Origin of the sequence: Methylobacterium sp. E-066 (assembly GCF_022829635.1) — a bacterium.
In the GTDB taxonomy this organism is placed as follows: domain Bacteria; phylum Pseudomonadota; class Alphaproteobacteria; order Rhizobiales; family Beijerinckiaceae; genus Methylobacterium.
This window is the reverse complement of the sequence record NZ_JAKSYO010000183.1, coordinates 67,735-90,383: the sequence shown is the minus strand read 5'-3', so window position 1 is coordinate 90,383 and position 22,649 is coordinate 67,735. Positions and strand designations below refer to the sequence as shown.

Annotated in this window: 23 protein-coding genes and 1 tRNA gene; 10 read left to right on the top strand and 14 right to left on the bottom strand. The window is 68.5% G+C overall.

Annotated features, from left to right (window positions below; all coding sequences use genetic code 11):
• The first annotated feature begins 218 nt into the window (after positions 1–218).
• The 5 genes from leuC to mqo all read left to right on the top strand — a co-directional run bounded on the left by leuC (position 219) and on the right by mqo (position 5,690).
• Positions 219–1,631 carry a 3-isopropylmalate dehydratase large subunit gene (gene leuC / locus MKL20_RS26370; protein WP_244039135.1) on the top strand — a complete coding sequence of 471 codons (1,413 nt, stop codon included), beginning with the start codon at positions 219–221 and terminating at the stop codon, positions 1,629–1,631.
• Between the two features lie 83 nt (positions 1,632–1,714).
• Positions 1,715–1,799 (top strand) — tRNA-Leu (locus MKL20_RS26365).
• A gap of 472 nt (positions 1,800–2,271) precedes the next feature.
• Entirely contained in the window at positions 2,272–2,550 is a 279-nt protein-coding gene (locus MKL20_RS26360) for a hypothetical protein (RefSeq protein WP_409568207.1), read from the top strand.
• Positions 2,551–2,983: 433 nt separating this feature from the next.
• Positions 2,984–3,505 carry a lipocalin-like domain-containing protein gene (locus MKL20_RS26355; protein WP_244039134.1) on the top strand — a complete coding sequence of 174 codons (522 nt, stop codon included), beginning with the start codon at positions 2,984–2,986 and terminating at the stop codon, positions 3,503–3,505.
• A 454-nt stretch (positions 3,506–3,959) separates the two neighbouring features.
• The gene (gene mqo / locus MKL20_RS26350) at positions 3,960–5,690 is read left to right on the top strand and encodes a malate dehydrogenase (quinone) (RefSeq protein WP_244039133.1); all 1,731 of its coding nucleotides are present in this window, start codon (positions 3,960–3,962) and stop codon (positions 5,688–5,690) included.
• 65 nt (positions 5,691–5,755) lie between these two features.
• On the opposite strand, the gene MKL20_RS26345 is transcribed toward mqo, so the two are convergent.
• The 4 genes from MKL20_RS26345 to MKL20_RS26330 all read right to left on the bottom strand — a co-directional run bounded on the left by MKL20_RS26345 (position 5,756) and on the right by MKL20_RS26330 (position 7,145).
• Positions 5,756–6,025, bottom strand: a complete 270-nt coding sequence (locus tag MKL20_RS26345; RefSeq protein WP_244039132.1) for a hypothetical protein — start codon at positions 6,023–6,025, stop codon at positions 5,756–5,758.
• Positions 6,026–6,159: 134 nt separating this feature from the next.
• Positions 6,160–6,372, bottom strand: coding sequence for a hypothetical protein (locus MKL20_RS26340; protein WP_244039131.1), 213 nt, complete (start codon positions 6,370–6,372; stop codon positions 6,160–6,162).
• A 228-nt stretch (positions 6,373–6,600) separates the two neighbouring features.
• On the bottom strand, positions 6,601–6,924 hold the full coding sequence (locus MKL20_RS26335) for a type II toxin-antitoxin system PemK/MazF family toxin (protein ID WP_244039130.1): 324 nt from the start codon (positions 6,922–6,924) through the stop codon (positions 6,601–6,603).
• Positions 6,921–7,145, bottom strand: a complete 225-nt coding sequence (locus tag MKL20_RS26330; RefSeq protein ID WP_244039129.1) for an antitoxin MazE family protein — start codon at positions 7,143–7,145, stop codon at positions 6,921–6,923. Before MKL20_RS26330 ends, MKL20_RS26335 begins: the two co-directional genes overlap by 4 nt.
• Positions 7,146–7,498: 353 nt before the next feature.
• Between MKL20_RS26330 and MKL20_RS26325 the strand changes: the two genes are divergently transcribed.
• Positions 7,499–7,690, top strand: a complete 192-nt coding sequence (locus tag MKL20_RS26325; RefSeq protein ID WP_243971234.1) for a hypothetical protein — start codon at positions 7,499–7,501, stop codon at positions 7,688–7,690.
• A 17-nt stretch (positions 7,691–7,707) separates the two neighbouring features.
• On the opposite strand, the gene MKL20_RS26320 is transcribed toward MKL20_RS26325, so the two are convergent.
• The 3 genes from MKL20_RS26320 to murI form a co-directional block, all read right to left on the bottom strand.
• Positions 7,708–7,920 (bottom strand): hypothetical protein, encoded by a 213-nt coding sequence (locus MKL20_RS26320; protein ID WP_244039128.1) that lies wholly within the window; start codon positions 7,918–7,920, stop codon positions 7,708–7,710.
• 24 nt (positions 7,921–7,944) lie between these two features.
• Complete coding sequence (locus MKL20_RS26315) at positions 7,945–8,661, bottom strand: cache domain-containing protein (RefSeq protein WP_244039127.1); 717 nt, start codon at positions 8,659–8,661, stop codon at positions 7,945–7,947.
• A 169-nt stretch (positions 8,662–8,830) separates the two neighbouring features.
• On the bottom strand, positions 8,831–9,706 hold the full coding sequence (gene murI / locus MKL20_RS26310) for a glutamate racemase (RefSeq protein WP_243971227.1): 876 nt from the start codon (positions 9,704–9,706) through the stop codon (positions 8,831–8,833).
• 261 nt (positions 9,707–9,967) lie between these two features.
• Between murI and egtB the strand changes: the two genes are divergently transcribed.
• The 3 genes from egtB to MKL20_RS26295 are packed head-to-tail and all read left to right on the top strand — an operon-like array spanning position 9,968 to position 13,326.
• Complete coding sequence (gene egtB, locus MKL20_RS26305) at positions 9,968–11,236, top strand: ergothioneine biosynthesis protein EgtB (RefSeq protein WP_244039126.1); 1,269 nt, start codon at positions 9,968–9,970, stop codon at positions 11,234–11,236.
• 18 nt (positions 11,237–11,254) lie between these two features.
• Positions 11,255–12,229 (top strand): L-histidine N(alpha)-methyltransferase, encoded by a 975-nt coding sequence (gene egtD, locus MKL20_RS26300; protein WP_244039125.1) that lies wholly within the window; start codon positions 11,255–11,257, stop codon positions 12,227–12,229.
• A gap of 41 nt (positions 12,230–12,270) precedes the next feature.
• Positions 12,271–13,326 carry an adenylate/guanylate cyclase domain-containing protein gene (locus MKL20_RS26295; RefSeq protein ID WP_244039124.1) on the top strand — a complete coding sequence of 352 codons (1,056 nt, stop codon included), beginning with the start codon at positions 12,271–12,273 and terminating at the stop codon, positions 13,324–13,326.
• Positions 13,327–13,384: 58 nt separating this feature from the next.
• On the opposite strand, the gene MKL20_RS26290 is transcribed toward MKL20_RS26295, so the two are convergent.
• The 4 genes from MKL20_RS26290 to clpS form a co-directional block, all read right to left on the bottom strand.
• Positions 13,385–14,683, bottom strand: a complete 1,299-nt coding sequence (locus tag MKL20_RS26290) for a flavin monoamine oxidase family protein (RefSeq protein ID WP_244039313.1) — start codon at positions 14,681–14,683, stop codon at positions 13,385–13,387.
• 72 nt (positions 14,684–14,755) lie between these two features.
• Entirely contained in the window at positions 14,756–15,040 is a 285-nt protein-coding gene (locus MKL20_RS26285; RefSeq protein ID WP_243971217.1) for a hypothetical protein, read from the bottom strand.
• Between the two features lie 90 nt (positions 15,041–15,130).
• Entirely contained in the window at positions 15,131–17,629 is a 2,499-nt protein-coding gene (gene clpA, locus MKL20_RS26280; protein WP_244039123.1) for an ATP-dependent Clp protease ATP-binding subunit ClpA, read from the bottom strand.
• A gap of 37 nt (positions 17,630–17,666) precedes the next feature.
• Positions 17,667–18,032: an ATP-dependent Clp protease adapter ClpS gene (gene clpS / locus MKL20_RS26275; RefSeq protein WP_243971702.1), complete on the bottom strand. Its 366-nt coding sequence runs from the start codon at positions 18,030–18,032 to the stop codon at positions 17,667–17,669.
• Between the two features lie 865 nt (positions 18,033–18,897).
• Between clpS and MKL20_RS26270 the strand changes: the two genes are divergently transcribed.
• A complete protein-coding gene (locus MKL20_RS26270) occupies positions 18,898–20,394 on the top strand; it encodes a D-alanyl-D-alanine carboxypeptidase (protein WP_244039122.1) in 1,497 nt (498 codons plus the stop codon).
• Positions 20,395–20,504: 110 nt separating this feature from the next.
• Here the strand turns inward: MKL20_RS26270 and MKL20_RS26265 are convergent, their stop codons facing one another.
• Genes MKL20_RS26265 through MKL20_RS26255 form a run of 3 tightly spaced genes read right to left on the bottom strand, consistent with a single transcriptional unit; the run spans position 20,505 to position 22,633 of the window.
• Positions 20,505–21,251, bottom strand: a complete 747-nt coding sequence (locus tag MKL20_RS26265; RefSeq protein WP_244039312.1) for a J domain-containing protein — start codon at positions 21,249–21,251, stop codon at positions 20,505–20,507.
• A gap of 3 nt (positions 21,252–21,254) precedes the next feature.
• Complete coding sequence (locus MKL20_RS26260) at positions 21,255–21,506, bottom strand: hypothetical protein (RefSeq protein ID WP_244039121.1); 252 nt, start codon at positions 21,504–21,506, stop codon at positions 21,255–21,257.
• Positions 21,503–22,633, bottom strand: coding sequence for a S1C family serine protease (locus MKL20_RS26255; protein WP_244039120.1), 1,131 nt, complete (start codon positions 22,631–22,633; stop codon positions 21,503–21,505). Before MKL20_RS26255 ends, MKL20_RS26260 begins: the two co-directional genes overlap by 4 nt.
• Positions 22,634–22,649: the final 16 nt, after the last annotated feature.

Genomic DNA, 22,649 nt, shown 5'->3' with positions numbered 1-22,649 from the left:
CCGCCGATGCGGCCGGTCACGCTCGCTTCGGCATAGGGCCAGTGCCCGGTGTGGCGCCAGCCACGCTCTGCCTCCGGCCGTGACATCGGGGGCCAAGCGCCGAGCGGCCAATTGACAGGGCGAAGACTTGCCTCTTCCGAAAACCGCGCGCGATGCCTACTAAGGAACCCGCATTATCGCGAGAGCTCTGCACCGATCCCATCCAAAGACGAAAACCGATGACCAGCCCGCGCACCCTCTACGACAAGATCTGGGACGACCACGTCGTCGATGTCCAGCCGGATGGCACCAGCCTCCTCTACATCGACCGGCACCTCGTTCACGAAGTCACGAGCCCGCAGGCGTTCGAGGGTCTACGCGTGGCCGGCCGCAAGGTGCGGCATCCGGAGAAGACGCTGGCGGTGGTGGACCACAACGTCCAGACCTCCGACCGCTCGAAGGGCATAGACGATCCCGAGAGCCGGACCCAGCTCGAGGCTTTGGCCGAGAACGTGCGCGACTTCGGCATCGAGTTCTACGACGCCCTCGACCGGCGCCAGGGCATCGTCCACATCATCGGGCCGGAGCAGGGTTTTACGCTCCCCGGCCAGACGATCGTGTGCGGCGACTCGCACACCTCGACGCACGGCGCCTTCGGGGCGCTGGCCCACGGCATCGGCACCTCGGAGGTCGAGCATGTGCTCGCCACGCAGACGCTGGTGCAGAAGAAGGCCAAGAACATGCGCGTCACGGTGGACGGCGCGCTGCCGGCCGGCGTGGGCGCCAAGGACATCATCCTGGCGATCATCGGCGAGATCGGGACCGCGGGCGGCACCGGCCACGTGATCGAATATGCCGGCGAAGCGATCCGCGCCCTTTCGATGGAGGGCCGGATGACGATCTGCAACATGTCGATCGAGGGCGGCGCCCGCGCCGGCTTGGTGGCGCCGGACGCCACCACCTACGCCTACGTCAAGGACCGCCCGAAGGCCCCCAAGGGCGCGGCCTTCGACAAGGCGCGCGCCTATTGGGAGAGCCTGCTCACCGACGAGGGCGCGTTCTTCGACCGCGAGGTCCGCCTCGATGCCGCGAGCCTGCCGCCGATCGTCAGCTGGGGCACGAGCCCGGAGGACGTGATCTCGGTGCAGGGACGCGTGCCGGATCCGGCGGCGATCGCCGACGAGAACAAGCGGCAGTCGAAGGAGAAGGCGCTGGCCTATATGGGCCTGACGCCCGGCACCCCGATCACCGACATCACCCTGGACCGGGTGTTCATCGGCTCCTGCACCAACGGCCGGATCGAGGACCTGCGGGTCGTCGCCCAGATGGTCGAGGGCCGCAAGGTGCACGAGAGCGTCTCGGCCATGGTTGTGCCGGGCTCCGGCCTCGTGAAGGCGCAGGCCGAGGCCGAGGGCATCGACCGGGTGCTGAAGGCCGCGGGCTTCGACTGGCGCGAACCGGGCTGCTCCATGTGCCTCGGGATGAACGCCGACCGGCTCAACCCGCTGGAGCGCTGCGCCTCGACGTCCAACCGGAACTTCGAGGGCCGCCAGGGCCATCGCGGACGCACGCACCTGGTCTCGCCGGCCATGGCGGCGGCAGCGGCGGTCGCCGGCCGCTTCGTCGACATCCGGGACTGGCCGCAGGGCTGAGGCCAGAAAGCCAGAAATCCCGATTGACGGACCCGGTTCGTCCGAATAAACGAAGCCGTCGCCGACCGCAGGGTCGGCGGCAAGCCCAGGTGGCGGAATTGGTAGACGCGCTGGTTTCAGGTACCAGTCTTGCAAGAGGTGAAGGTTCGAGTCCTTTCCTGGGCACCAATCGCTGAGATCAGAACTGATTTCACAGCGGTTTTCCCCTAAAAGTCCCATCGGCTCACAGAGCCTTGAACAGTGGGACTTTACCTGACCCCCGACGTTCCCAATCGATCCAGTGCATGGCACCGCAGCCGAGTTGCTTTCGCCGATCTGTGCGGATCTCGCGCTTAGGCATCTTGGACGTTCTCTAACGCGACATCGCCCTGATCTGATGCTCGGTCGCGTCCGGAGCGGAATTTGCGCGCCGATCAGGCGGGCCGGCTTGGCGCGCGGCGCCGGGCAGGACCCAGCGAGCAGTCCGGCCGCAAGCCTTTGGAGCGCGGCGCGCGCTCCGTCACTCCGTTCCGCAACGGCATAGATTTATTCCGCGGCGCCACGTGCGCGACGGCACGTCATAGCGTGATACCCCTCCCCATATCTGACTTACGCAAGAAAAAATGGGCCGGACAATCCGGACTGTACTGCGTTAAAGGGTATGAACGACGTTATGAAAATCCGTATTGCCGCCGTCGCCACCGCTCTCGTCCTCGGCATCGCTCCGATCTCGTCCGCTATGGCCTTCGACGGCTCCGCCCAGTGGGGCTACGCGCCCGACGAGGTCGAGACCACGGGTTCGCTCGGTGCTCCCTTCGGCAGCCGCTATGACCGGAACCCGATCACCTGCTCCCAGAGCTCTGCGGCCGAAGGCAACGCCAACCAGCAGAATTTCCCGGTCAAGCAGTACGGCCAGACCGCGGGCGGCAACCGCTGCTGATCGCGGGTCCGGTCGAGACCGTGCAGCTCAGGCTGTTTTCCTACGCGATGATCGTGGTCTTCGCCTGCAGCCTCCTGGCGACGGCCCTTGGCTCCGCCGTCGTGCTTCTGAGGCCGTGACGCAGACGATCCGATAGACGGAAGGCGGGGTGAGAGCCCCGCCCTTTTTTTGGGACGCATCGGTCGCGATCACTCGCGTTGGTCCCGTCGCCCCCCCTCGGCCGCCGATCGAAGTCGCCATCGGGTCCGTGTCGGCCGATACGGCGCAGTCCCACTCCCATTCCAGCTTCGCGCCACCGAGACCTGTCATGGGATCGCCGCCCGCCGTCTATCCGGGGTCGGCAGCCCGTCGTACGGGGGAACGACCGCACCCTGGAGAGACCCTTACCCCGCTTGGATCAGGTGTCGCAGCACGCCGGAAGGTGGATCACGGGATGACGAAGTTCTCCACGACGCTCGCGGCCGCCCTGCTCATGGCGGCGTCTCCCGGCCAGACCGCGGAGGCTCAAGCCCAGGCGCACGCGGATGAGGGCGATCTCGCCGAAAAAATCGTCGGGACCTGGGAGCTCGTCTCCTACCAAGTCGAGGACAAGGCGACCGGGGCGCTGATCGACGCGATGGGCAGCGCGCCGCGAGGCCGGGTGATCTTCACCCAGGACGGCTGGGTCGCGTTCAATCTCGAGGGCACCGACCGCAAGCCGGCCGAGACCGATGCCGACCGCGCGGCCCTGATGAAGACGCTGGTCGCCTATATCGGCCGCTACCGGATCGAGGGCGACCAGTGGATCACCCAGGTCCAGACCGCCTGGGCGCCGGAATGGGTCAACACCGAGCAGCGGCGCTCGATCAAGCTCCACGGCGACGAGGCGGACGTGATGACGCCCTGGCGTATCATGCCGAACTGGGATGCCGGCCGGCTCTCGCGCAGCATCATCCGCTTCCGCCGCGCCCGATAGCGGTCTGTCCCCGGTGGGGCGTCCGATTGTCCAACACCGTAGATTGTTCTTTCAGACCTCATCCTCTAAGACGCGGGCATCGACCCGCTGGGCCAAGTCGGCCAGCGTGTTTTCGCCTTCGGCGGTCGCCGAACTCCGTGCGGCCTCCAAATCCGACCCTGGCTCTATTCGGCGTTGCCATTCCGAACCCGGCCGTTGGTTGATAATAGACGCTCCGATCCGGAATTCGAGTTCTGGAAACTACTTTCGTCGGCGGCCCTCAAACCGCTCCGACCGATAGACAAAAACGCGATCGCATAAGAACGATCGATCACGCACAATGTACCGCATCACCTGCGGGGGGAACGTTCTGGAAGGCTGGACGCGCGGGTCTCCCGATCGTGTCGATCCGACGCCTTCAGGACCGGAGCGTGCCAGCCGCGCAGTCCCGGTCCGCAAACGATGAGATGTGGCGATGCGTGCCGACGACACCAACAAGCCCCAGTCCGGGCTCTCCGCGCAGGACAGGCTTGCCTTCAGCCGCCGGCAACTGCTTGGAACGGCGGCCACCGGGCTCGCGGCGGCCTCGCTGCCGAGCTCGCTGGCCTTCGCGGATAGCGCCGACGGCAAGGTCGACGTGCTGCTGATCGGCGGCGGCATCATGAGCGCCACGCTCGGCGTGTGGCTCAACCAGCTCGAGCCGACCTGGTCGATCCAGATGGTCGAGCGCCTGGACCAGGTCGCGTTGGAAAGCTCCAACGGCTGGAACAATGCCGGCACCGGCCACTCGGCGCTGGCCGAGCTGAACTACACCCCCGAGAAGAAGAACGGCCAGGTCGAGATCGCCAAGGCGGTGGAGATCAACGAGGCCTTCCAAGTGACGCGCCAGTTCCTGGCCTCCCTGGTCAAGACCGGGGTGCTGAAGAACCCCCATTCGTTCATCAACTACACCCCGCACATGAGCTTCGTCTGGGGTGACGACAACATCACCTACCTGAAGAAGCGCTGGGAGGCCCTAAAGGCCAGCCCGCTCTTTGCCGGCATGGAATACTCGACCGATCCGGAGCAGCTCAAGACCTGGGTGCCCCTGATGATGGACGGGCGCGACCCGAAGCAGAAGGTCGCCGCCACCTGGACGCCGCTCGGCACCGACGTCGAGTGGGGCGAGGTCACCCGCCAGTACGTCGCCCACCTGCAGGGCCAGCCGACCTTCAAGCTGAACCTCTCGACCGAGGTCGAGGGCATCACCAAGAACGCGGACGGCTCCTGGCGGGTCACCTCCCGCAACACCAAGGACGGGTCGCGGCGCAGCGTCGACGCCAAGTTCGTGTTCATCGGCGCCGGCGGCGGCGCCCTGCACCTGCTGCAGAAGTCGGGCATCCCGGAGGGCGAGGATTACGCCGGCTTCCCGGTCGGCGGCTCGTTCCTGATCAACGAGAACCCGGACGTGGCGACGCTCCACCTCGCCAAGGCTTACGGCAAGGCATCGGTTGGCTCCCCGCCGATGTCGGTGCCGCACCTGGACACCCGAGTGCTCGGCGGCAAGCGCGTGATCCTGTTCGGACCGTTCGCGACCTTCTCGACCAAGTTCCTGAAGGAGGGCTCGTATCTCGACCTCCTCAGCTCGACCACCACCAGCAACATCTGGCCGATGGTCCGGGTCGGAATCGACGAGTATCCCCTGGTCGAGTACCTGGCCGGCCAGCTCATGCTGTCGGATGACGACCGGATCGCGGCCCTGCGCGAGTACTTCCCGAAGGCCAAGAAGGAGGAGTGGCGCCTCTGGCAGGCGGGTCAGCGCGTGCAGATCATCAAGCGCGATAAGGACAAGGGCGGCGTGCTGAAGCTCGGCACCGAGATCGTCAACGCCAAGGACGGCAGCATCGCCGCCCTGCTCGGGGCCTCCCCGGGCGCCTCGACGGCGGCGCCGATCATGCTGCAGGTCCTGGAGAAGGTGTTCGCCAAGAACGTCGCCACGCCCGAGTGGCAGGCCAAGATCAAGCAGATCGTCCCGAGCTACGGCACCAAGCTCAACGACGATCCGGATCGGGTCGCCGAGGAATGGGCCTATACCAGCGAGCAGCTGCAGCTACCGGCCCCGCCGCGGATCGACAAGGCGGCGCTCAAGGCCGTCCCGACCAGCAGCACGGTGCTGAACAGCAGCAACACCACCGTCCCGGCGCCGGTCCACGATCTGGCCCCCTGAGCCGCCACGATCCCGGGTCTCGCTTCCTTGGAGTGAGGCCCGGGATCGGCTCCGGTTCGAACCGCTCAGGCGGATCGAACCGCGGTCGCGCGGCTAGCGAGGTGGAGCCAGCCGAAATCCACGGGATACCCGAGGCCGTGAAGCATCTTGACCCGCTTCCACGAGGCCGAACGGGCCGAGGCCTCGTCCTGGCCGGCCTCGATCTCCGCGGCTTCCATCTCCTGAAGCTCCCGGGTCAGTTCCTCGCGCAGCCCCGCCGCCTTCATGGCGCCGAGCGCCGCCGTGAAGGCCTGTTCGGTGACCCGCACCTGATCGCAAATCTGACGCACGCTCATCAGTTCTGAGCCCTCTCGCGCAACCGTTTGACTGCCGTCTTGCAGTCGTCGGATCCTAGCATCCGGGTTTGCAGCAGGAGATGTACGTCTTTGGTACAGACAGATTTACTGTCCGATGTAGTAAATCCCGAGCCCTACCGCACCGGGAGCGAGCCGAGGCGGCGCGTGGCGCGAAACGATCGGCGCCACCGCCGCTTGCGCCCGAAGGTCCGACGCGGATCGATGATCCCGGCGGCGAGGTCATCCTTCTGGATGATCCGGGGCTGCACGGCGGCTCCGATCGCGACCAGGGCCGCCGATCCGACCAACGCGACGATCGCGGCGCCCCAGAACAGGCTCTCGAACATCTGGTCCTTCCGATCGGCAAGTCCTCACATAGGCGTGAAGTCTGATCGAAATTGCGGCGGAATCTAGACTATGCCAGTTATTTTGCACACTTATCAGTATCCGCCGGGATAGCCTGCGCGAGAACAGCGATTTCGACAACCGTCATCGCCACGGACGATCAGTCTTCGCTGATTGCGCCCACGGTCCGAGAGTCGTGTTCGGACAGAATTGGGCGCCGTGATTCCGGGTCAGGCGATACCGAGAAACACCGCCAAGGCTCGGGTCACGGCCAGCATGGCTTCCGCTTCGAGATGGCCGATCGTCGGGCCGATCCGGTCGCGCTTCACGGACATCGCCTTGTCGATCATGACCTGAGACGGCTTGCGCAATCCGTTGGACGGCGTCGGCGCGATATCGGTCCGGATCAGGGGCGCGTCCACCTGGGTCCCGGATATCAGCAGGACCGTGACCGTCCCGGTCTGATCGAACAGGTCGGACTGGATGACGAGGGCTGGGCGCGGCTTGCCGAAGTCGCCAGTCAGCGCGATCGTGACCAGATCCCCGCGCTTCACGCCTCGCCCTCGGGGTCGAGATCATCGAGGGCCGCGTCCAGGACGGCGCTCAGATCCTGATCGGCCGCGTCGGCCGCGGCGACCGCCCGCGCTTGGCGCCGGCATTCTTCGGCAAATCCGGGCCGGCGGGTATCGGGAACCCAGATCTGGATCGGTCGCAGGCCGGCGGCGCGAAGTGCATCGCGGCGCTTCTGGACGCGCTGGCGGATGGGTGCGGGCATGACGTCATCCTTCCGATCTCGTTACATGTAACATAGATCGGCTGGCACGAGCGGAAAAGACGACGGGTGATGTGTCGGCGCACCTCACCCGGATCGCGACCCCGAATGCGGCGACTTGGGACGGATCTTTCGATCGCAGCCATAAAGCCGCCCCGCAGGCAGGCCAGTGCATCCCGGACGCCGCAGACCGGCTGCATGGGCCGCCTTGGGGTGTGCGATTTACGACTCGTTCATCCTCTAGGTGTCCCCTGGTCCCAGCCGGACGCCGATCCAGGCCTCCGGCGGAACAGGACTTTCACGATGGGCGAGGTCCCCATCCGCAGGACAGCATGCGAAACAGGGAACCGGAAGCGATGCCGCGCGAGACCGAGACGACGACCCAAGAGCCGATCCAAGCCACGACCCAAGAACCGATCATGGAGCTCTGGCGGATCCTAGCCCTCGCGCTGATCGTCGCCGCCGGGATGCTGTTCGTTCACCTGGTCGTGCCGGAAGAGGCCGAAGCCTCCGGCGAGCCCGCGAGCGCCGTCACAATCGTCCGGTAGTCGGCTCGCTCGGCCAATCAGGGAAGCCTGGGCCAGAGGTTCGCCGGGTCCAAGGATGAGACATCCCCGGCGATATCCGCCGGCGTCAGACCGATCAGCACGGCGGCCGCGAGGATCGCGGCGGCCAGGACCAGGACGATCGCCACGCGCTCGGGATCGATCCGTGCCGATTGCAGCACGGCACACCCGATCGTGAAGGTCGCGGCCTCGGTCAGCGACAGGATCGGCACCGGCCCCATGCCAGACGACGCGGCCTACTCGGTCCCCGCCTGTCTGAGGCCGGCCGAGTCCAGGGCGGTCGTGGCGGCCCGCATATCGCGCCGGGCCTGCGCGATCGCCGCCGCCTTCGCGTCGCCCTGCGCGTTCAGCGCCTCCAAGAAGGCGATCCAATCCGCCCGCACCTGGCTCGGGATCTCCCCGTCGAGCTTCTGCCGGAGCTGCGCGACCCGGCCATCCGGGGTGGCGGCGGACGGCGCGGATTGGTCGGTGTCGTAGACGCCGACCGCGCACATCTGGTCGCCGGCCTTCGTATAGTACGTGGTCTTGGGTTCCTCGATCGTGCTGCCGGGCTTCGGGAACAGATAGTGGATCACCGCGATCTGCCCGGGCTTGGCCGTATCCAGCATCGTCTGGATGAAGTGGTTGCCGGTCTTGTCGTGCAGGTCGCGAACGTCGTGCCCCTTCAGGATCGGGTTGGGATGGGCGCTCATGACGCCGTCCGGCGCGACGCAGAACACGTAGGTGTCGGCGGTGCGGAAGCCGTTCGTCCCCGTGGTGAATTCGGTCAGCGCCTTGGCGGAATCGGCTTGAAGAGCCCGGCCGACGCGCCCGAGCATCCAGGAGGCGAAGCCATTCGGGCTCGGATCGTCGCAGGAGGTCGGAGCCTCACCGTCGCCGCAAGCCAGGGCGACCGTACCCGGCTGCACGGCGCACATCAGTGATGCTGCCAGCAGCGCTGCCCGCAGAGCCATGCGACGCCCCCGAAATCAATATAGTCACTTCGATAACGGGGATAGAAAACCGGATCGATTGATTATGCAAGCGCGCATTATTGTCGCCGCGGACCGGACAGGCCACGACGCAGCGCCGGGCGAGGCGCAATTGAATGGAGCGCCGGACCCGCGACCGGGTCCGGGCGGCCTACTGCATCGGAAGCGGCAGCGCCTCGACGGCGATCTCGCCGATCCCGCGGGCGGCGAGCGAGGCGCGCAGCGGCGCGGTCAGGCAGGTCCCGGCCGTGAAGGCGCCGTGCACGGCCCCGTCATGGTCGGCATCGCGCCGGGCCGGGCCGATCAGCTGGACCACCCGCCGGGCGATGGCCGGGGCCGGATCGATCCAAGTCACCGGCCACGGCGCGAGGGCTTCGAGGCGCGGGAGCAGCAGCGGATAATGCGTGCAGGCGAGGCAGACCACGTCGGTGCGCCGACCGTCCGCATCCGCGACGAAGCAGGGCGCGATCTCGGCGGCCAGGGCCGCGTCGTCGATCGGCGTCCCGGCGAGTTCGGCCTCGGCGAAGCCTGCGAGGTTCGGCGAGCCGACCAGGGTGACCGCGCACGCGCCGGCATAGGTCGCAATCAGGTCGTGCGTGTAGGAGCGCGCCACCGTGCCGGGGGTGGCCAGCAGGGAGATCAGGCCCGAGCGCGTCGCCGCGGCGGCCGGCTTGATCGGTGGCACCACGCCGATGAACGGGGTCGCGAAGCGCTGGCGCAGGGCCGGCAGGACCAGGGTCGAGGCGGTGTTGCAGGCGATCACGACCAGATCGGGCCGATGCGTCGCGACGAGCTGCTCCATCACGGCGAGCACCCGGGCGACCAGGGCCGCCTCGCCGAGCCGGCCATACGGGAAGGCGGCATCGTCGCCGGCATAGACGTAGCGCCCGTCGGGGCGGGCGCGGCGCACCGCATCGAGGACGGTGAGGCCGCCCAGGCCTGAGTCGAACACCAGGATGGTCGGCTCCGGCGACACACGGAACGCCGCGGCGGACAAGCTGGCCCCGGCCATCAGATCGATCCGCATGGAAATTCTGGACTCCGCACTCAGCGCCTCGAGTCTCGATGCCGAGGGTTAAAAGCTCCTCACTGCGGCGCAAAAAAGACCCGCCCATTCCAGTTCTCACCATTAACCGCGCCGGCTGCACCGGCGAATGAGCGGATCGGACTGGGCGGCGGCAGAATCACTAGCGGAGGTTGTCTGACCACCGCGGGGACATATCTTCTGCGACCAAGCTGGGCGTCGATAAGACGATCCCAGGAGAGATGCGAATAAGGGAAGATCCGCATGGCAGCCACGGCGGCACTCCGCTCCGGCGACACGCGCGCGCATACGGCAGCGGCTTTCCCGCCGCCGCCCGTAACGGCACGGCCGATCGACCGCGCCGCCTGGATCGCCGCATTCCGCTTCGTGCGCGGCGAGACCGAGCGCCGCGCCGCGCCGCTCTCGGCCGAGGACCAGCAGGTCCAGTCGATGGCCGATGCCAGCCCGACCAAGTGGCACCGGGCGCACGTGTCGTGGTTCTTCGAGCAGTTCCTGCTGCGCGAGCACCTGCCGGGCTACGCCATCTACGACGAGCGGCTGCATTACCTGTTCAACTCGTATTACGTGGCGGCCGGCCCGCGGCAGCCGCGCATCCAGCGCGGCATGATAACCCGGCCGACCATGGACGAGGTGACAGCCTACCGGGCGCATATCGATCGAGCGGTCGAGTCGCTGCTCGGCCAGGCCGCGGAGGGTGCCCTGGAGGCCGTGCTGCCGATCCTAGAGATCGGGCTCTACCATGAGCAGCAGCATCAGGAGCTTTTGCTCACCGACATCCTGCACGCCTTCGCCCAGAACCCGCTCGGGCCGGTCTACGACGCCGCGTGGCGCTTCCCGGCCGCCGCGGGGCAGGGGGGACAAGCCCAGCTCGCCCGGGGCATCGCCTGGATCGGGCACGCGGGCGACGGTTTCTCGTTCGACAACGAATCGCCCCGCCACGAAGCGCTGATCCTGCCGGGCCGGATCGACAAGGCGCTGGTGACCAACCGCGAATGGCTCGGCTTCATGGAGGCCGGCGGCTACGCCAAGCCCGAGCTGTGGCTCTCGGACGGCTGGTATGCCGGCCAGGCCGAGGGCTGGGAGGCGCCGGGCTACTGGCGCCGGGACGGGGACGGCTGGGCGACGATGACGCTCGGCGGCATCCGCCCCGTGGAGCTCGACGCGCCGGTCACCCATATCAGCTACTACGAGGCCGACGCCTACGCCCGCTGGGCCGGCCGCACCCTGCCGACCGAGTTCGAGTGGGAGGTCGCGGCCCGGGACGGTGCCCTGCCGGACGCGTTCGGCCTCGTCTGGCAATGGACCCGCAGCGCCTACGTCGCCTATCCGGGCTACCGGCCGTTGCCGGGGGCCCTGGGCGAATACAACGGCAAGTTCATGGTTAGCCAGTTCGTGCTGCGCGGCTCGTCGGTCGCCACGCCCGAGGGCCATGCCCGACTGCCGTACCGCAACTTCTTCTATCCGCACCAGCGCTGGCAGTTCACCGGCCTGCGCCTCGCCGACGCCGCCTGACGCGCCCCGGAGCCTCCCTTGACCGTCAAGCCCAGCTTTACCGACGCGACCCCGGTCGCCCTGGACACACCCGAACTGGCCTTCCTCGCCGATGTGCGGGACGGCCTCTCCCGGCCGCAGAAGGCGCTCTCGCCGAAATACTTCTACGATTCCGCCGGCTCCGACCTGTTCGAGGCGATCACGCGGCTGCCGGAATATTACCCCACCCGCACCGAAGTCGGCATTCTCGACCGCAGCGGGCCGGAGATGGCCGCCCTGCTGCCCGCCAAGGCCGCGCTGGTCGAGTTCGGCAGCGGTTCGACCAACAAGCTGCGCCGCCTGCTGCGCCACCTCGACAAACTCGCCGCCTACGTGCCGGTGGACGTCTCCGGCGAATTCCTGCGCGCGCAGGCGGAGGTCCTGAGCGGCGACTTCCCGCATCTTCGGGTCGAGCCGGTGGTCGCAGACTTCACCCGCGACTTCGACCTGCCCGAGAGCCTTGCTGGCATGCCCCGCGCCGGCTTCTTCCCGGGCTCGACCATCGGCAATTTCGAGCCGAGTGAGGCCGAGGAGCTGCTGCGGCGGTTCGGGCGGATCCTCGGGAAAGGCGCCCACATGATCGTGGGCGTCGACCTCGTGAAGGACGCCGCGATCCTCGAGCGGGCCTACGACGATGCCGCCGGCGTCACCGCGGCGTTCAACCTCAACCTGCTGACCCGGATCAACCGGGAGCTCGCGGGCCGCTTCGACCTCGGCGCCTTCTCCCATCGGGCCGTGTTCAACCCGAAAGCCTCGCGGATCGAGATGCACCTCGTCTCGGAGGGCGCGCAGGACGTCGGCATCGGCTCCGACACGGTCGCCTTCGCGGACGGCGAGACGATCCACACCGAGAGCAGCTACAAGTACACGGTCGAGACGTTCCGAGCCCTCGTGGAGCGGGCCGGCTGGACCTGGATCCAGGTCTGGACCGATCCGGAGGGGCTGTTCTCCGTCCACGCGCTGCGGCAGGACTGAGAGCGGCGCCGCGGATCGGCGCGTGGGGTGAGGACGCCCGGATGCGTTTCAACCCACGCTGGTTCTACCTTGTCGCCCCCGGGCTCGGCGCCCTGGCCGGCCTGCTCTACGGATCGATCTTCGCGGTCGGTCCGCTGCTCGGCTCGGCGATCCGCGGCGCGATCATCGGCACGCCGATCCTGCTCTACGAGCGCCGTCTCCTGCTCCCGCGGATGCGCCTGCGGGTGCGCCAGATGGCGACGCCGCTGTTCCTGCTCGCCACCATGGCGCTCTACATTTTCATGATCGTGGTCGGCAACGCCGCCGCCAGCACGGTGCTGAACCGCCTGTTCCACTTCATGTACAGCGAGCGGAACGCGATGCTGATGTCGCAATCCGGCGTGCTCTACGCCCTCGGCATCTCGGCTTTTACGGTGTTCGTGTTCCGGGTGCGGGACCTGATCGGCCCGGGTGTCTTCGCCAACCTGCTGATCGGCCGCTACCATCGTCCGATCAGCGAGGAGCGGATCTTTCTGTTCCTCGACGTGACCGGTTCGACCCGCTTCGCCGACCGCCACGGCGACCGGGCGGCGCAGGCCTATCTCGGGCAGGTGTTCAACGCCCTGGCCCTGCCGGTCTCGCGCTCGCGCGGCGCGATCGACGATTATATCGGCGACATGGCGCTCGTCACCTGGACGATCGAGCGGGGGATCCGGGACGCGGCCTGCCTGCGTTGCGTCTTCGACTTCGCCGCACGGCTCGCCGAAGAGTCCGAGGCCTGGACGCAGCGGTTCGGCCAGATTCCGGAATTCCGCGCCGCCCTGCATTGCGGCCCGGTGGTCACGGCCGAGGTCGGGCTGGAACGGCACAAGATCGCGTATTTCGGCGACGTCGTGAACACCACCGCCCGGCTGGAGAGCCTGTCCAAGAGCCTCGGCGTGCATGTGCTGGTCTCGGCCGACCTTCTGGACCGGATCGGCCCGTTGCCGCCCGATCTCGTGGCTGAGGATCTCGGCGCCCATGCCCTGCGGGGTCGCGACGCGCCCTTGGCGGTGGCGGCGATCCGAAAACGCCTCCAACGCGTCGTGCCGGATATCGGAACCGGCACGACGCGCTAACTTTTTGATTGGTGTCGTCTTTTTGCGAAAGCCGGCGGCCACCTTTCGGGGCGATGCTCTAGGCGCCCAGCACCTTCAGCACGTCCCGGGCGGCGCGCTCGCCATCGAGGGTGGCGCCGCCCACCGTCATGGCGCCGCCGCCGGCCAAGGCTTCGCCGGCGAAGAACACGCGCTCGCCCACCGGCTCGCGCAGGCGGTCCCGGGCCTCTGCATGGCCGGGGGCGACGATCGAGTACGAGCCGCAGGCATGCGGATCGGTCCACCAGCCGGCGAGACGCCCGGCCTGGACCGCACCTTTCGCCTTCGATCCCAGGATCGCACCGAGCCGCTCAGTGGCCAGCGCCACGGCTGCCGGCTCGCCCGCGCGGCACAGGTCCCGGGCGAGGTCGCCGCCGAGATTGGCCACCGCGAGGGGGCGGCCGAACGGCCCCATCTCGAAATAGACGGTCGGGCCGCCGGTGATCACCGACACCGCGTCGCCCAGCGCCGCCGGATCGACCTTCGCAGGGTCGAGGCGCAGACCGATCTTGGTGTAGGCGCCCATATGGAGGCCATCGAGGGCCGCCTCGGCGGGATTGAGCAGGCGCGGCGTGAACCGGATGGCGCCGGATTTGAGCACGCCCACCGGTACCGTGACGATGACCGCCGCCGCCGCGAGGGTGCCGCCCTCGGTCTCGACCCGGACGGTTTTTTGGGACCAGTCGATCGCCCGCACCGGACAGCTCAGCCGTACCGGAAGGTCAGCGAAGCGACGCGCCACGAGGTCGCCATAGCCGTCGACCCAGAGGTCGGTACCGGACCAGAGCCGGTCGTAATCGACCGCCGAGACCCGTTCGGGATCCTCGCCCAGCGACAGCCGGCTCAGTCCGGCCGCGGCCAGCTCGGCATTCGGGCCGCCGGACCGGGCCGCCTCAGCCAGCGAGAGGTCGCCCCCCTTCGGTGCCAGCAGGGCGTCGAGCCCGGAGAAGCCGGCACGCCGGTTCGCGTTCTCGGCCTCGGTCGCCGGCCGGCCGTCGATCGTCAGCGTGCGCGCCCAGCCACCTTCTTGGGCGAAGCGCACGCCCGCCGCCCGGGCGATGGGCGCCCAAGGGTTACGCTCGGCCCAGTGAATATACTCGGCGCCGGCGTCGAAGCGGCAATCCGGGCCGAGCGCCCGGTCGGTGAAGGCGCGGCCGCCGATCCGGTCCCGCGCCTCAATGAGGGTGAAGCTCCGGCCGGCCGCCCGAAGCGTCGCGGCCGCCGCCAAGCCGGCGGCACCGGCGCCGACGACGACCACCGTTCCGTCGCGCGCTGTTGCACGCAGGGCGGGGGCCGTCAGGAGCGCGGAAGCCAGGATCGCTCGTCGGGTCGGTGTCATCACGTCCCGCCCAGGTCCCGTGGTCCGTCGTTGGACGATGCCCGCCCCCTTCAGCGATCCGTCGGCTGATCGCTAGCCGCGGGCGCCCTGGCTGTTGGAGCGCTTCTCCATCATCGTCTTGACCTGCATCATCTGGTCCCAGACCACACCCGGCGAGGTCCCGAAGAAGTCGAAGGTCGCGTAGACGCCCCAATAGAGGCCGAAGCAGATCAGCGGCACCAGCACCCAGGCCAGTACCTCCTCGCCCCGGCGGCGGCGCTGCCGACGACGGCGGCGCTCCTCGCGCCGGGTCAATTTCTGGGGGGGCGCAGGATGCGCAACGGGGGATAGAGGCCCCTCGTGCAAGTCTTCTGTCATCAGGCGCCTCCTCGCCGCGGCGCGTTCGCGTCGCGGCGGTCATAGACCGGCAGGGCTGTGTCCGGAAGCCTGCCGGCCGGCCCGCGCGCCTTATGCGCGCACGAGTGGCACCTTCGGCACGGTGCGGATCCCACCGCCGGAACCGCCGCCCTCACCGCCGCCACCCTTGTCGTCCTTCGGGGCCTTCTTGCGCGTGGCCGTACGGGGCTTGGCCCGCTTGTGCCGCTTGGCCGCGTTGGTGACATCCGCCTCCGGCTTGGGCGTGACCGGCCCTGCCGGGAACTCGAAGCCGAGGCTGTCCTTGGCGCCGGCCTTGGCTTCCTCGTCCTCGGGCTTGCGCACCACGACCTTGACGGCGCCGCCATCCTTGAGCTTGCCGAACAGGACCTCGTCGGCGAGCGGCGTCTTGATGGTCGACTGGATCAGGCGCGCCATCGGGCGGGCGCCCATCGCGTCGTCGTAGCCGTGCTCGACCAGCCACTCCCGGGCCTCGTCCGACAGCTCGATGGTGACGTTGCGGTCGGCGAGCTGCGCCTCGAGCTGGAGGACGAACTTGTCGACGACCTTGGCCACGACCTCCTTGGGCAGGTGGCCGAACGAGATGATCGCGTCGAGACGGTTGCGGAATTCCGGCGCGAACAGCCGGTTGATCGCCTCGACATCGTCCCCCGTCCGCTTGGACTGGGTGAAGCCGTAGGCCGACTTCGCCAGGTCCGAGGCGCCCGCGTTCGACGTCATGATGATGATGACGTTACGGAAATCGACCTGCTTGCCGTTGTGGTCGGTCAGCTTGCCGTGGTCCATCACCTGCAACAGGATGTTGAACAGGTCCGGGTGGGCCTTCTCGATCTCGTCGAGCAGCAGCACGCAATGCGGGTGCTGGTCGATCCCATCGGTGAGCAACCCGCCCTGGTCGAAGCCGACATAGCCGGGGGGCGCGCCGATCAGGCGGCTGACCGTGTGGCGCTCCATGTATTCCGACATGTCGAACCGCAGCATCTCGACGCCCAGAGAGGACGCGAGCTGCTTGGCCGCCTCGGTCTTGCCGACGCCGGTCGGACCCGCGAACAGGTACGAGCCGATCGGCTTGTCCGGATCGCGCAGACCCGCCCGGGCGAGCTTGATCGCCGAGGTCAGCGCCTCGATGGCGCTCGGCTGGCCGTAGACCACCCGCTTCAGGTTTTCGGTGAGGTGCTGGAGCACCACCGCGTCGTCCTTCGAGACGGTCTTCGGTGGGATGCGGGCCATCGTGGCGATGGTCGCCTCGATCTCCTTGATCCCGATGGTGCGCTTGCGGCGCGCCTCCGGCACCAGCATCTGCGAGGCGCCGGTCTCGTCGATCACGTCGATCGCCTTATCGGGCAGCTTGCGGTCGTTGATATAGCGGGCTGACAGCTCCACCGCGGCCTTCACGGCCTCGGTCGTGTACTTGAGCTTGTGGAACTCCTCGAAATACGGGCGCAGGCCCTTCACGATCTCGATCGTGTCCGGGATCGACGGCTCGTTGACGTCGATCTTCTGGAACCGGCGCACCAGGGCGCGGTCCTTCTCGAAGTACTGGCGGTACTCCTTGTAGGTGGTCGAGCCGATGCAGCGGAGCGTGCCGGAGGCCAGCGCCGGCTTCAGCAGGTTCGACGCGTCCATGGCGCCGCCCGAGGTCGCACCGGCGCCGATCACCGTGTGGATCTCGTCGATGAACATGATCGCGTTCGGGTGCGCCTCGATCTCCTTCATCACCTGCTTGAGACGCTCCTCGAAGTCACCCCGGTAGCGGGTGCCGGCGAGCAGCGTGCCCATGTCCAGGGAGAACACGGTGGCATCCGCCAGGACCTCCGGCACCTCGTGCTGGATGATCTTGCGGGCCAGGCCCTCGGCGATCGCGGTCTTGCCAACGCCGGGGTCGCCCACCAGCAGCGGGTTGTTCTTCTGGCGACGGCAGAGCACCTGGATCGTGCGCTCGACCTCGGAGTGACGGCCGATCAGCGGGTCGATCTTGCCGTCCCGGGCCTTCTTGTTGAGGTTGACGCAGTAGGCGTCGAGCGCGTCGCCCTTCTTCTTGGCGCCGCCGCGGGGATCGCCCTCGTCGCTCGGACGCTCGGGGGTGCCTTCCTCCTCGGCGCCGCGCACCGGCTTCGCCTCGGAGGCGCCGGGGCGCTTGGCGATGCCGTGGCTGATGTAGTTCACCGCGTCGTAGCGGGTCATGTCCTGCTCTTGCAGGAAGTAGGCGGCGTGGCTCTCGCGCTCGGCGAAGATCGCCACCAGCACGTTGGCGCCCGTCACCTCCTCGCGGCCCGAGGACTGGACGTGGATCACCGCCCGCTGGATCACCCGCTGGAAGCCCGCCGTCGGCTTGGCATCCTGGCGTCCGTCGCCGGTCAGGTTCGACAATTCCGTGTCGACATAATCGACCAGGCTGCGCTTGAGCGTGTCGATCTCGACGTTGCAGGCGCGCATGACCGCGGCCGCGTCTTGGTCGTCCACGAGGGCGAGCAGGAGGTGCTCCAGCGTCGCGTATTCGTGCCGTCGCTCGCCGGCGAGCGCCAGGGCTCGATGGAGGGCTTGTTCTAGGCTGCGTGAGAAGCTTGGCAAAGCTGGCCTCTGTGTGGGTGCCTACCGCGAACGGCGCCTATTTCTTTTCCATAACGCACTGGAGAGGATGTTGGTGTTTGCGCGCGAAGTCCATGACCTGCGTCACCTTGGTCTCCGCCACCTCGTAGGTGAAGACCCCACACTCGCCGACCCCGTTCTGATGCACGTGCATCATGATGTGGTAGGCGTCCTCATGGCTCTTGTTGAAGAAGCGCTCGACGACCAGCACGACGAATTCCATCGGCGTATAGTCATCGTTCAGAAGCAGTACCCGGTAGAGGCTGGGCTTCTTCGTCTTCGGCTTGGTCCGGGTGATGATCGCGGTGTTGGACCGGTCGTCGCCGCCCGGCGCGCGCGACCCGGAGGCCGTGACCGCGGGCTGCGCCGGCTGGTGGAACGTCATCGTGGCGGTGCCCTGCAGGGGAACCTGTGTCATGTGCGTCGAACCGATCCCTCGATTGGAGCGGGCGTCGCCGTCCCCCAATCCGATCCTGTCATGACCCTGCCGGGAGCGGCGTCTGGGTCAGCGGACATTAATCTACAGACCGTGAGGCGACTTCGCCAGACGCCTGCGCGCACTTGTCCGCCCCGCAAAGCTTGTGCCCGGCGCATCGCTGTCGCCCGGCTTCTTCGGCCGGGGGGCGGGCAGGGCGATGGGCTCGCCTGACCGGAGGGGATGCGGGCGTCACGCATCGCACGACTCGGCCGAGAGGGCGGCGGGACACTCCTCGCCGTGCCGGCTTCCGATAGTCAGACCTCGCCTTGGGCAGGCCGCGACGTGCTCCCTCTCCCGTGCGGGAGAGGGTTGGGGTGAGGGATCAGGTTTCTCCGGAGAGGTCGCACCCCTCACCCTGTCCCTCTCCCGCACGGGAGAGGGGACCCGCGCCACATCCGGCATCGTGCAGATGGGGGATGACGGCTGCCGCGCCAAAAATCCGACCCCCGACATGGGGCCCAATATGGCGATTGCGTGGGCCGCGGGGCGGGCGGGGGATCGCTGCATGGCCGGCCTCCTTGGCGCCGCCGGGCCGGCCTGACGCGACCGACGCGGATGGCGAAACCGGGTTTGTCCAGAGATTGTGCGCCGCCTCCGCCATCGTCAAGCGGCGCCCGGACCGACAGGATTCGGAAGTCGCGGGCATCGCATTAACGGGCCTGTAACTGCACCCGCCTAATTCTCAAACGATGCAGCGGGGCCACGCGATCAGCGCCGGCCCACACCAGAGAGACGACCGGTTGTTGCCGGTCCCGCGAGGCAATCAGGCGTGATGCGTAGCGTTGTAGGCCGCTTTCGGACGACCCCCGCGCTGCCGGCCGCCATTCCGGCCGCCCTGGCAGCCGCCGCGGTTCTGACCGCCCTGGCGGCACCGGCCGAGGCCCGGCGGGGCCGGCATCACCATCACCACGCGTCCGGGGGCGGGTACAACCCACCCTACGCCGCCATGGTGGTGGACGTGAAGAGCGGGAAGACGCTGCACGCGGTCAACGAGGACGCGCTGCGCCACCCGGCCTCGATCACCAAGGTCATGACGCTCTACATGCTGTTCGAGCAGATGGAGCGCGGCAAGTTCGCCCTCGATTCCGACCTGACCATCTCGGCCCACGCCGCCGCCCAGGCGCCGTCGAAGCTCGGCCTGCGCCCCGGACAGACCATCTCGGTCGAGGACGCCATCAAGGCGATCGTCACCAAGTCCGCCAACGACGTGGCCTGCGCCATCGGCGAGAACATCGCCGGCTCCGAAGAGCGCTTCGCCCAGATGATGACCGCCAAGGCGCATGCGCTGGGCATGAGCCGGACCCGCTACGCCAACGCGTCGGGCCTGCCGGATCCCGACCAGCTCACCACCGCCCGCGACCTGACCGTGCTGGCCCGGGCCATCCAGGACCGGTTCCCGCACTATTACCGCTACTTCCAGACCCGGTCCTTCGCGTTCCGCGGCCGGGTGATCGGCAACCACAACCACCTGCTCGGCAACGTCCAGGGCGTGGACGGGATCAAGACCGGCTACACCCGGGATTCCGGCTTCAACCTGATGACGGCGGCGAAGTCCGAGGGCCGCCAGATCGTGGCGATCGTGCTCGGCGGCAAGTCGGGCGGCAGCCGCGACCGGATCATGGCCGACCTCGTCCGCTCCAGCCTGCCCCGGGCCTATGCCGGCGTCCGCCAGGCGCCGCCGGTCACCGAGGTGGCCGAGCGGGCCCGGCCCGCCGTGGTGGCGGATGCGGTCTCGCGCACCCGCACGCAGGTCGCCTCGGCCGACGACGAGGATGTCGAGACCACCGGCACCACCGGCGAGCCGCTGGACATCACGCCCTCCCGGGCGACCACGACGCCGGGCGGCACCTGGAAGCCTGGTCCCCAGGGCGTTTCACAATCGCTGCCGAAGGCGGCCCAGGCCTACGCCGGCACCAGCAGCGCCCAGGCGCCGTTCCCGGGTGCGTCCAAGACCGTGGCCCGGATGGCCTCTTCGGAGCGCGACGAGCCGCCCAAGGCCGTCACCGGAAGCCGCGTCGTCCCCACCGCCTGGGTGATCCAGCTCGGCGCCATGGACGACGAGACCAAGGCCCGCGCGATGCTCTCGGAGGCCCGCGCCAAGGCCGGGGGCAGCCTGTCGAAGGCGGCGCCCTACACGGTCAAGGTCGAGCATGGCGGGACCACGCTCTACCGCGCCCGCTTCTCAGGTTTTTCGGAGCAGGATGCGGCGCAGGATGCCTGCACATCTCTGAAGCGCAGCGGCTTCAGCTGCTTCGCAACCCGCAGCTGAGCGACCTCGACAACCAGCGTCGCGCCCACAAGGTGCGCCGATACGGCGGAGCTGCGGCTGTGTTTGCCCGCGGCTGCGAATCAGTAAGTATCTGACAACGCGCGTGGAGTTCAGCGATGTCGGTTCAAAAGCCTGTCTCGGGCCGCGTTGACCCGCGCCGCCCGCTCGGCACTTCCGCCCTGGTCGGGGTGGGTGAGCTTCATCAGAGACCTGTGGGCCGTCCGGACCTGCTCAGCGGACGCCCCGCGCTGAAGCCCCAGGATCTGGTACGCCTCCTCCTGCGTCATCGACCCTGGATGCGTCGGGCGTCCCGGCCGCGGGTCACGATCGCGCTCAGCGTCTACACGCCAGCCGGGCGCCCGGCGGTCGAGATACGGCTCTAGCAGGGCCGCGCCCTCGGGATCGCTCTGGCGGCAGGTGGCGAGCAGCTCGGCCACGACCGCCACCGGCAGGGCATCGAGCCAGGCCCCTGCGCGGGGTCCGGCGATCACCCGGCCTTCGCTGAGGCTGCCGTCCGAGCGGCGGCGGATCTCGATCAGCGCCGTCCGGTGCCGGCGCCCGCGATCGGCCCAGGGCTTGAGGATCGGGGTGAGGCGCGCATTCATCGCCGCCTGCCCCTCGATCATCCAGACACCGCCGAGGCCGAGCAGGGCCGCCAGCACGAAGTTGCCGTGCAGCAGCAGGAACCCGGCCGCCCCGAGGGCCAGGACGCCGCCGATCTTTTCAGGCCGGATCGCGCCCACCATCGCGGTCACGCTCTTGCCGAAGGCGCGCCCGAGCCGGCCGCCGAAGCCGTCGCCGTTCTTCGAGAGCCACCAGAGCGTCAGGCAGGCCAGAAGGGCCGCAAACAACGCCATCATTTATCGCCGCGTGCCGAACTCGGCACCGACGCGGCCGCCGATCTGTACCGTCGTCCCGTCCCCGAGATCGTAGAAACCACGCCGGGGCGTCGTCGGCTTGTGGGCCGGAACGTCGCATCCGGGTCGCGGCGGCAGGCGGACGCCCTCGGGCAGGTCCTCCGGGCAGAGGCGGGAGCGCACCGGCTGCTCGGCGGACGCCGCGGCGCCGGCGGCAATCAGGAACAGGGACGCAAGGACGGACAGGCGCGTCACCGGCGGTTCTCCGCGACATCCGCGGTGGTGATGCGGATCTGACGGATCCGGCCGTCGCGCTCGACCTTCAGGGTCACGGGCGCGCCGAGGCCGGCCTCCTCGATCGCCGCCGTTAGGTCGGCCAGGCGATGGACTGGCTGGTCGTTGGCCGCCACGATCACGTCGCCGATGTCGCCGGTCTGCGGATCGACGCCGCGCAGGCCGGCCTGGGCCGCCGGGGAGCCGGGCAGGACCCGCAGCACCACGACGCCGTCGATCCCGAGCCGGGCGGCGGCGGCCTCCTGGGCGGCGATGATGCCGATGCCGGGATTGCGCACCCGGCCGACCCGGATCAGCTCCGGGACGACGCGGTTGACCACGTCCACGGGGATCGCGAACCCGATCCCGGCGCTAGCCCCCGAGGGCGACACGATGGCGGTGTTGACCCCGATCAGCCGCCCGGCGGAGTCGAGCAACGGGCCGCCGGAATTGCCGGGGTTGATCGCCGCATCGGTCTGGATGACTCCGGAGAGTTCGCGGCCGGCGCTGGTCGGCATCCGTCGGCGCACCGCGCTGATCACGCCGGTGGTTAGGGTATGGTCGAGGCCGAACGGATTGCCGATGGCGAAGGTCGATTGCCCAACCTTGAGGTCCGCCGAGGATCCGATCGCCAGCGGTGGTGGCATCTTGGTCACACGTCCAAGCCGCAGCACGGCGAGATCGTAGGACGGCGCCAGCCCGACCAGGGTCGCCGAGACCACCTCGCCGTCGCTCATCCGGACCGAGACCGAGCCGCCGGACTGCGCGGCGTTCTGCACCACATGCGTGTTGGTGACGACGTGGCCGGCGCCGTCCCAGACAAAGCCGGTGCCGGTCTGGGTACCGCTCTGCTCCCCGCCCTCGTCATCCGGGTCGAGCAGGTCGCGCCCGGTGGCGGCACTCTGCGCGAAGACGTGGACCACGGAGGGGCTCGCCCGCTCGAACAGCGCGATCGTGGTCGTCTCAGACTGGGCCAGATCGCCGCGGGCAGCCACCACCCGGGGCGCCTCGGCCGAATAGAGCAGGGGCTGCAGGTAGGGCTGGGCGACGTAGAGCGCCAGCAGGACCAGGACCGCGGCGAGCACGAAGCGCACGGTACGATCCGGCAAGGGTCTGTCTCCAATC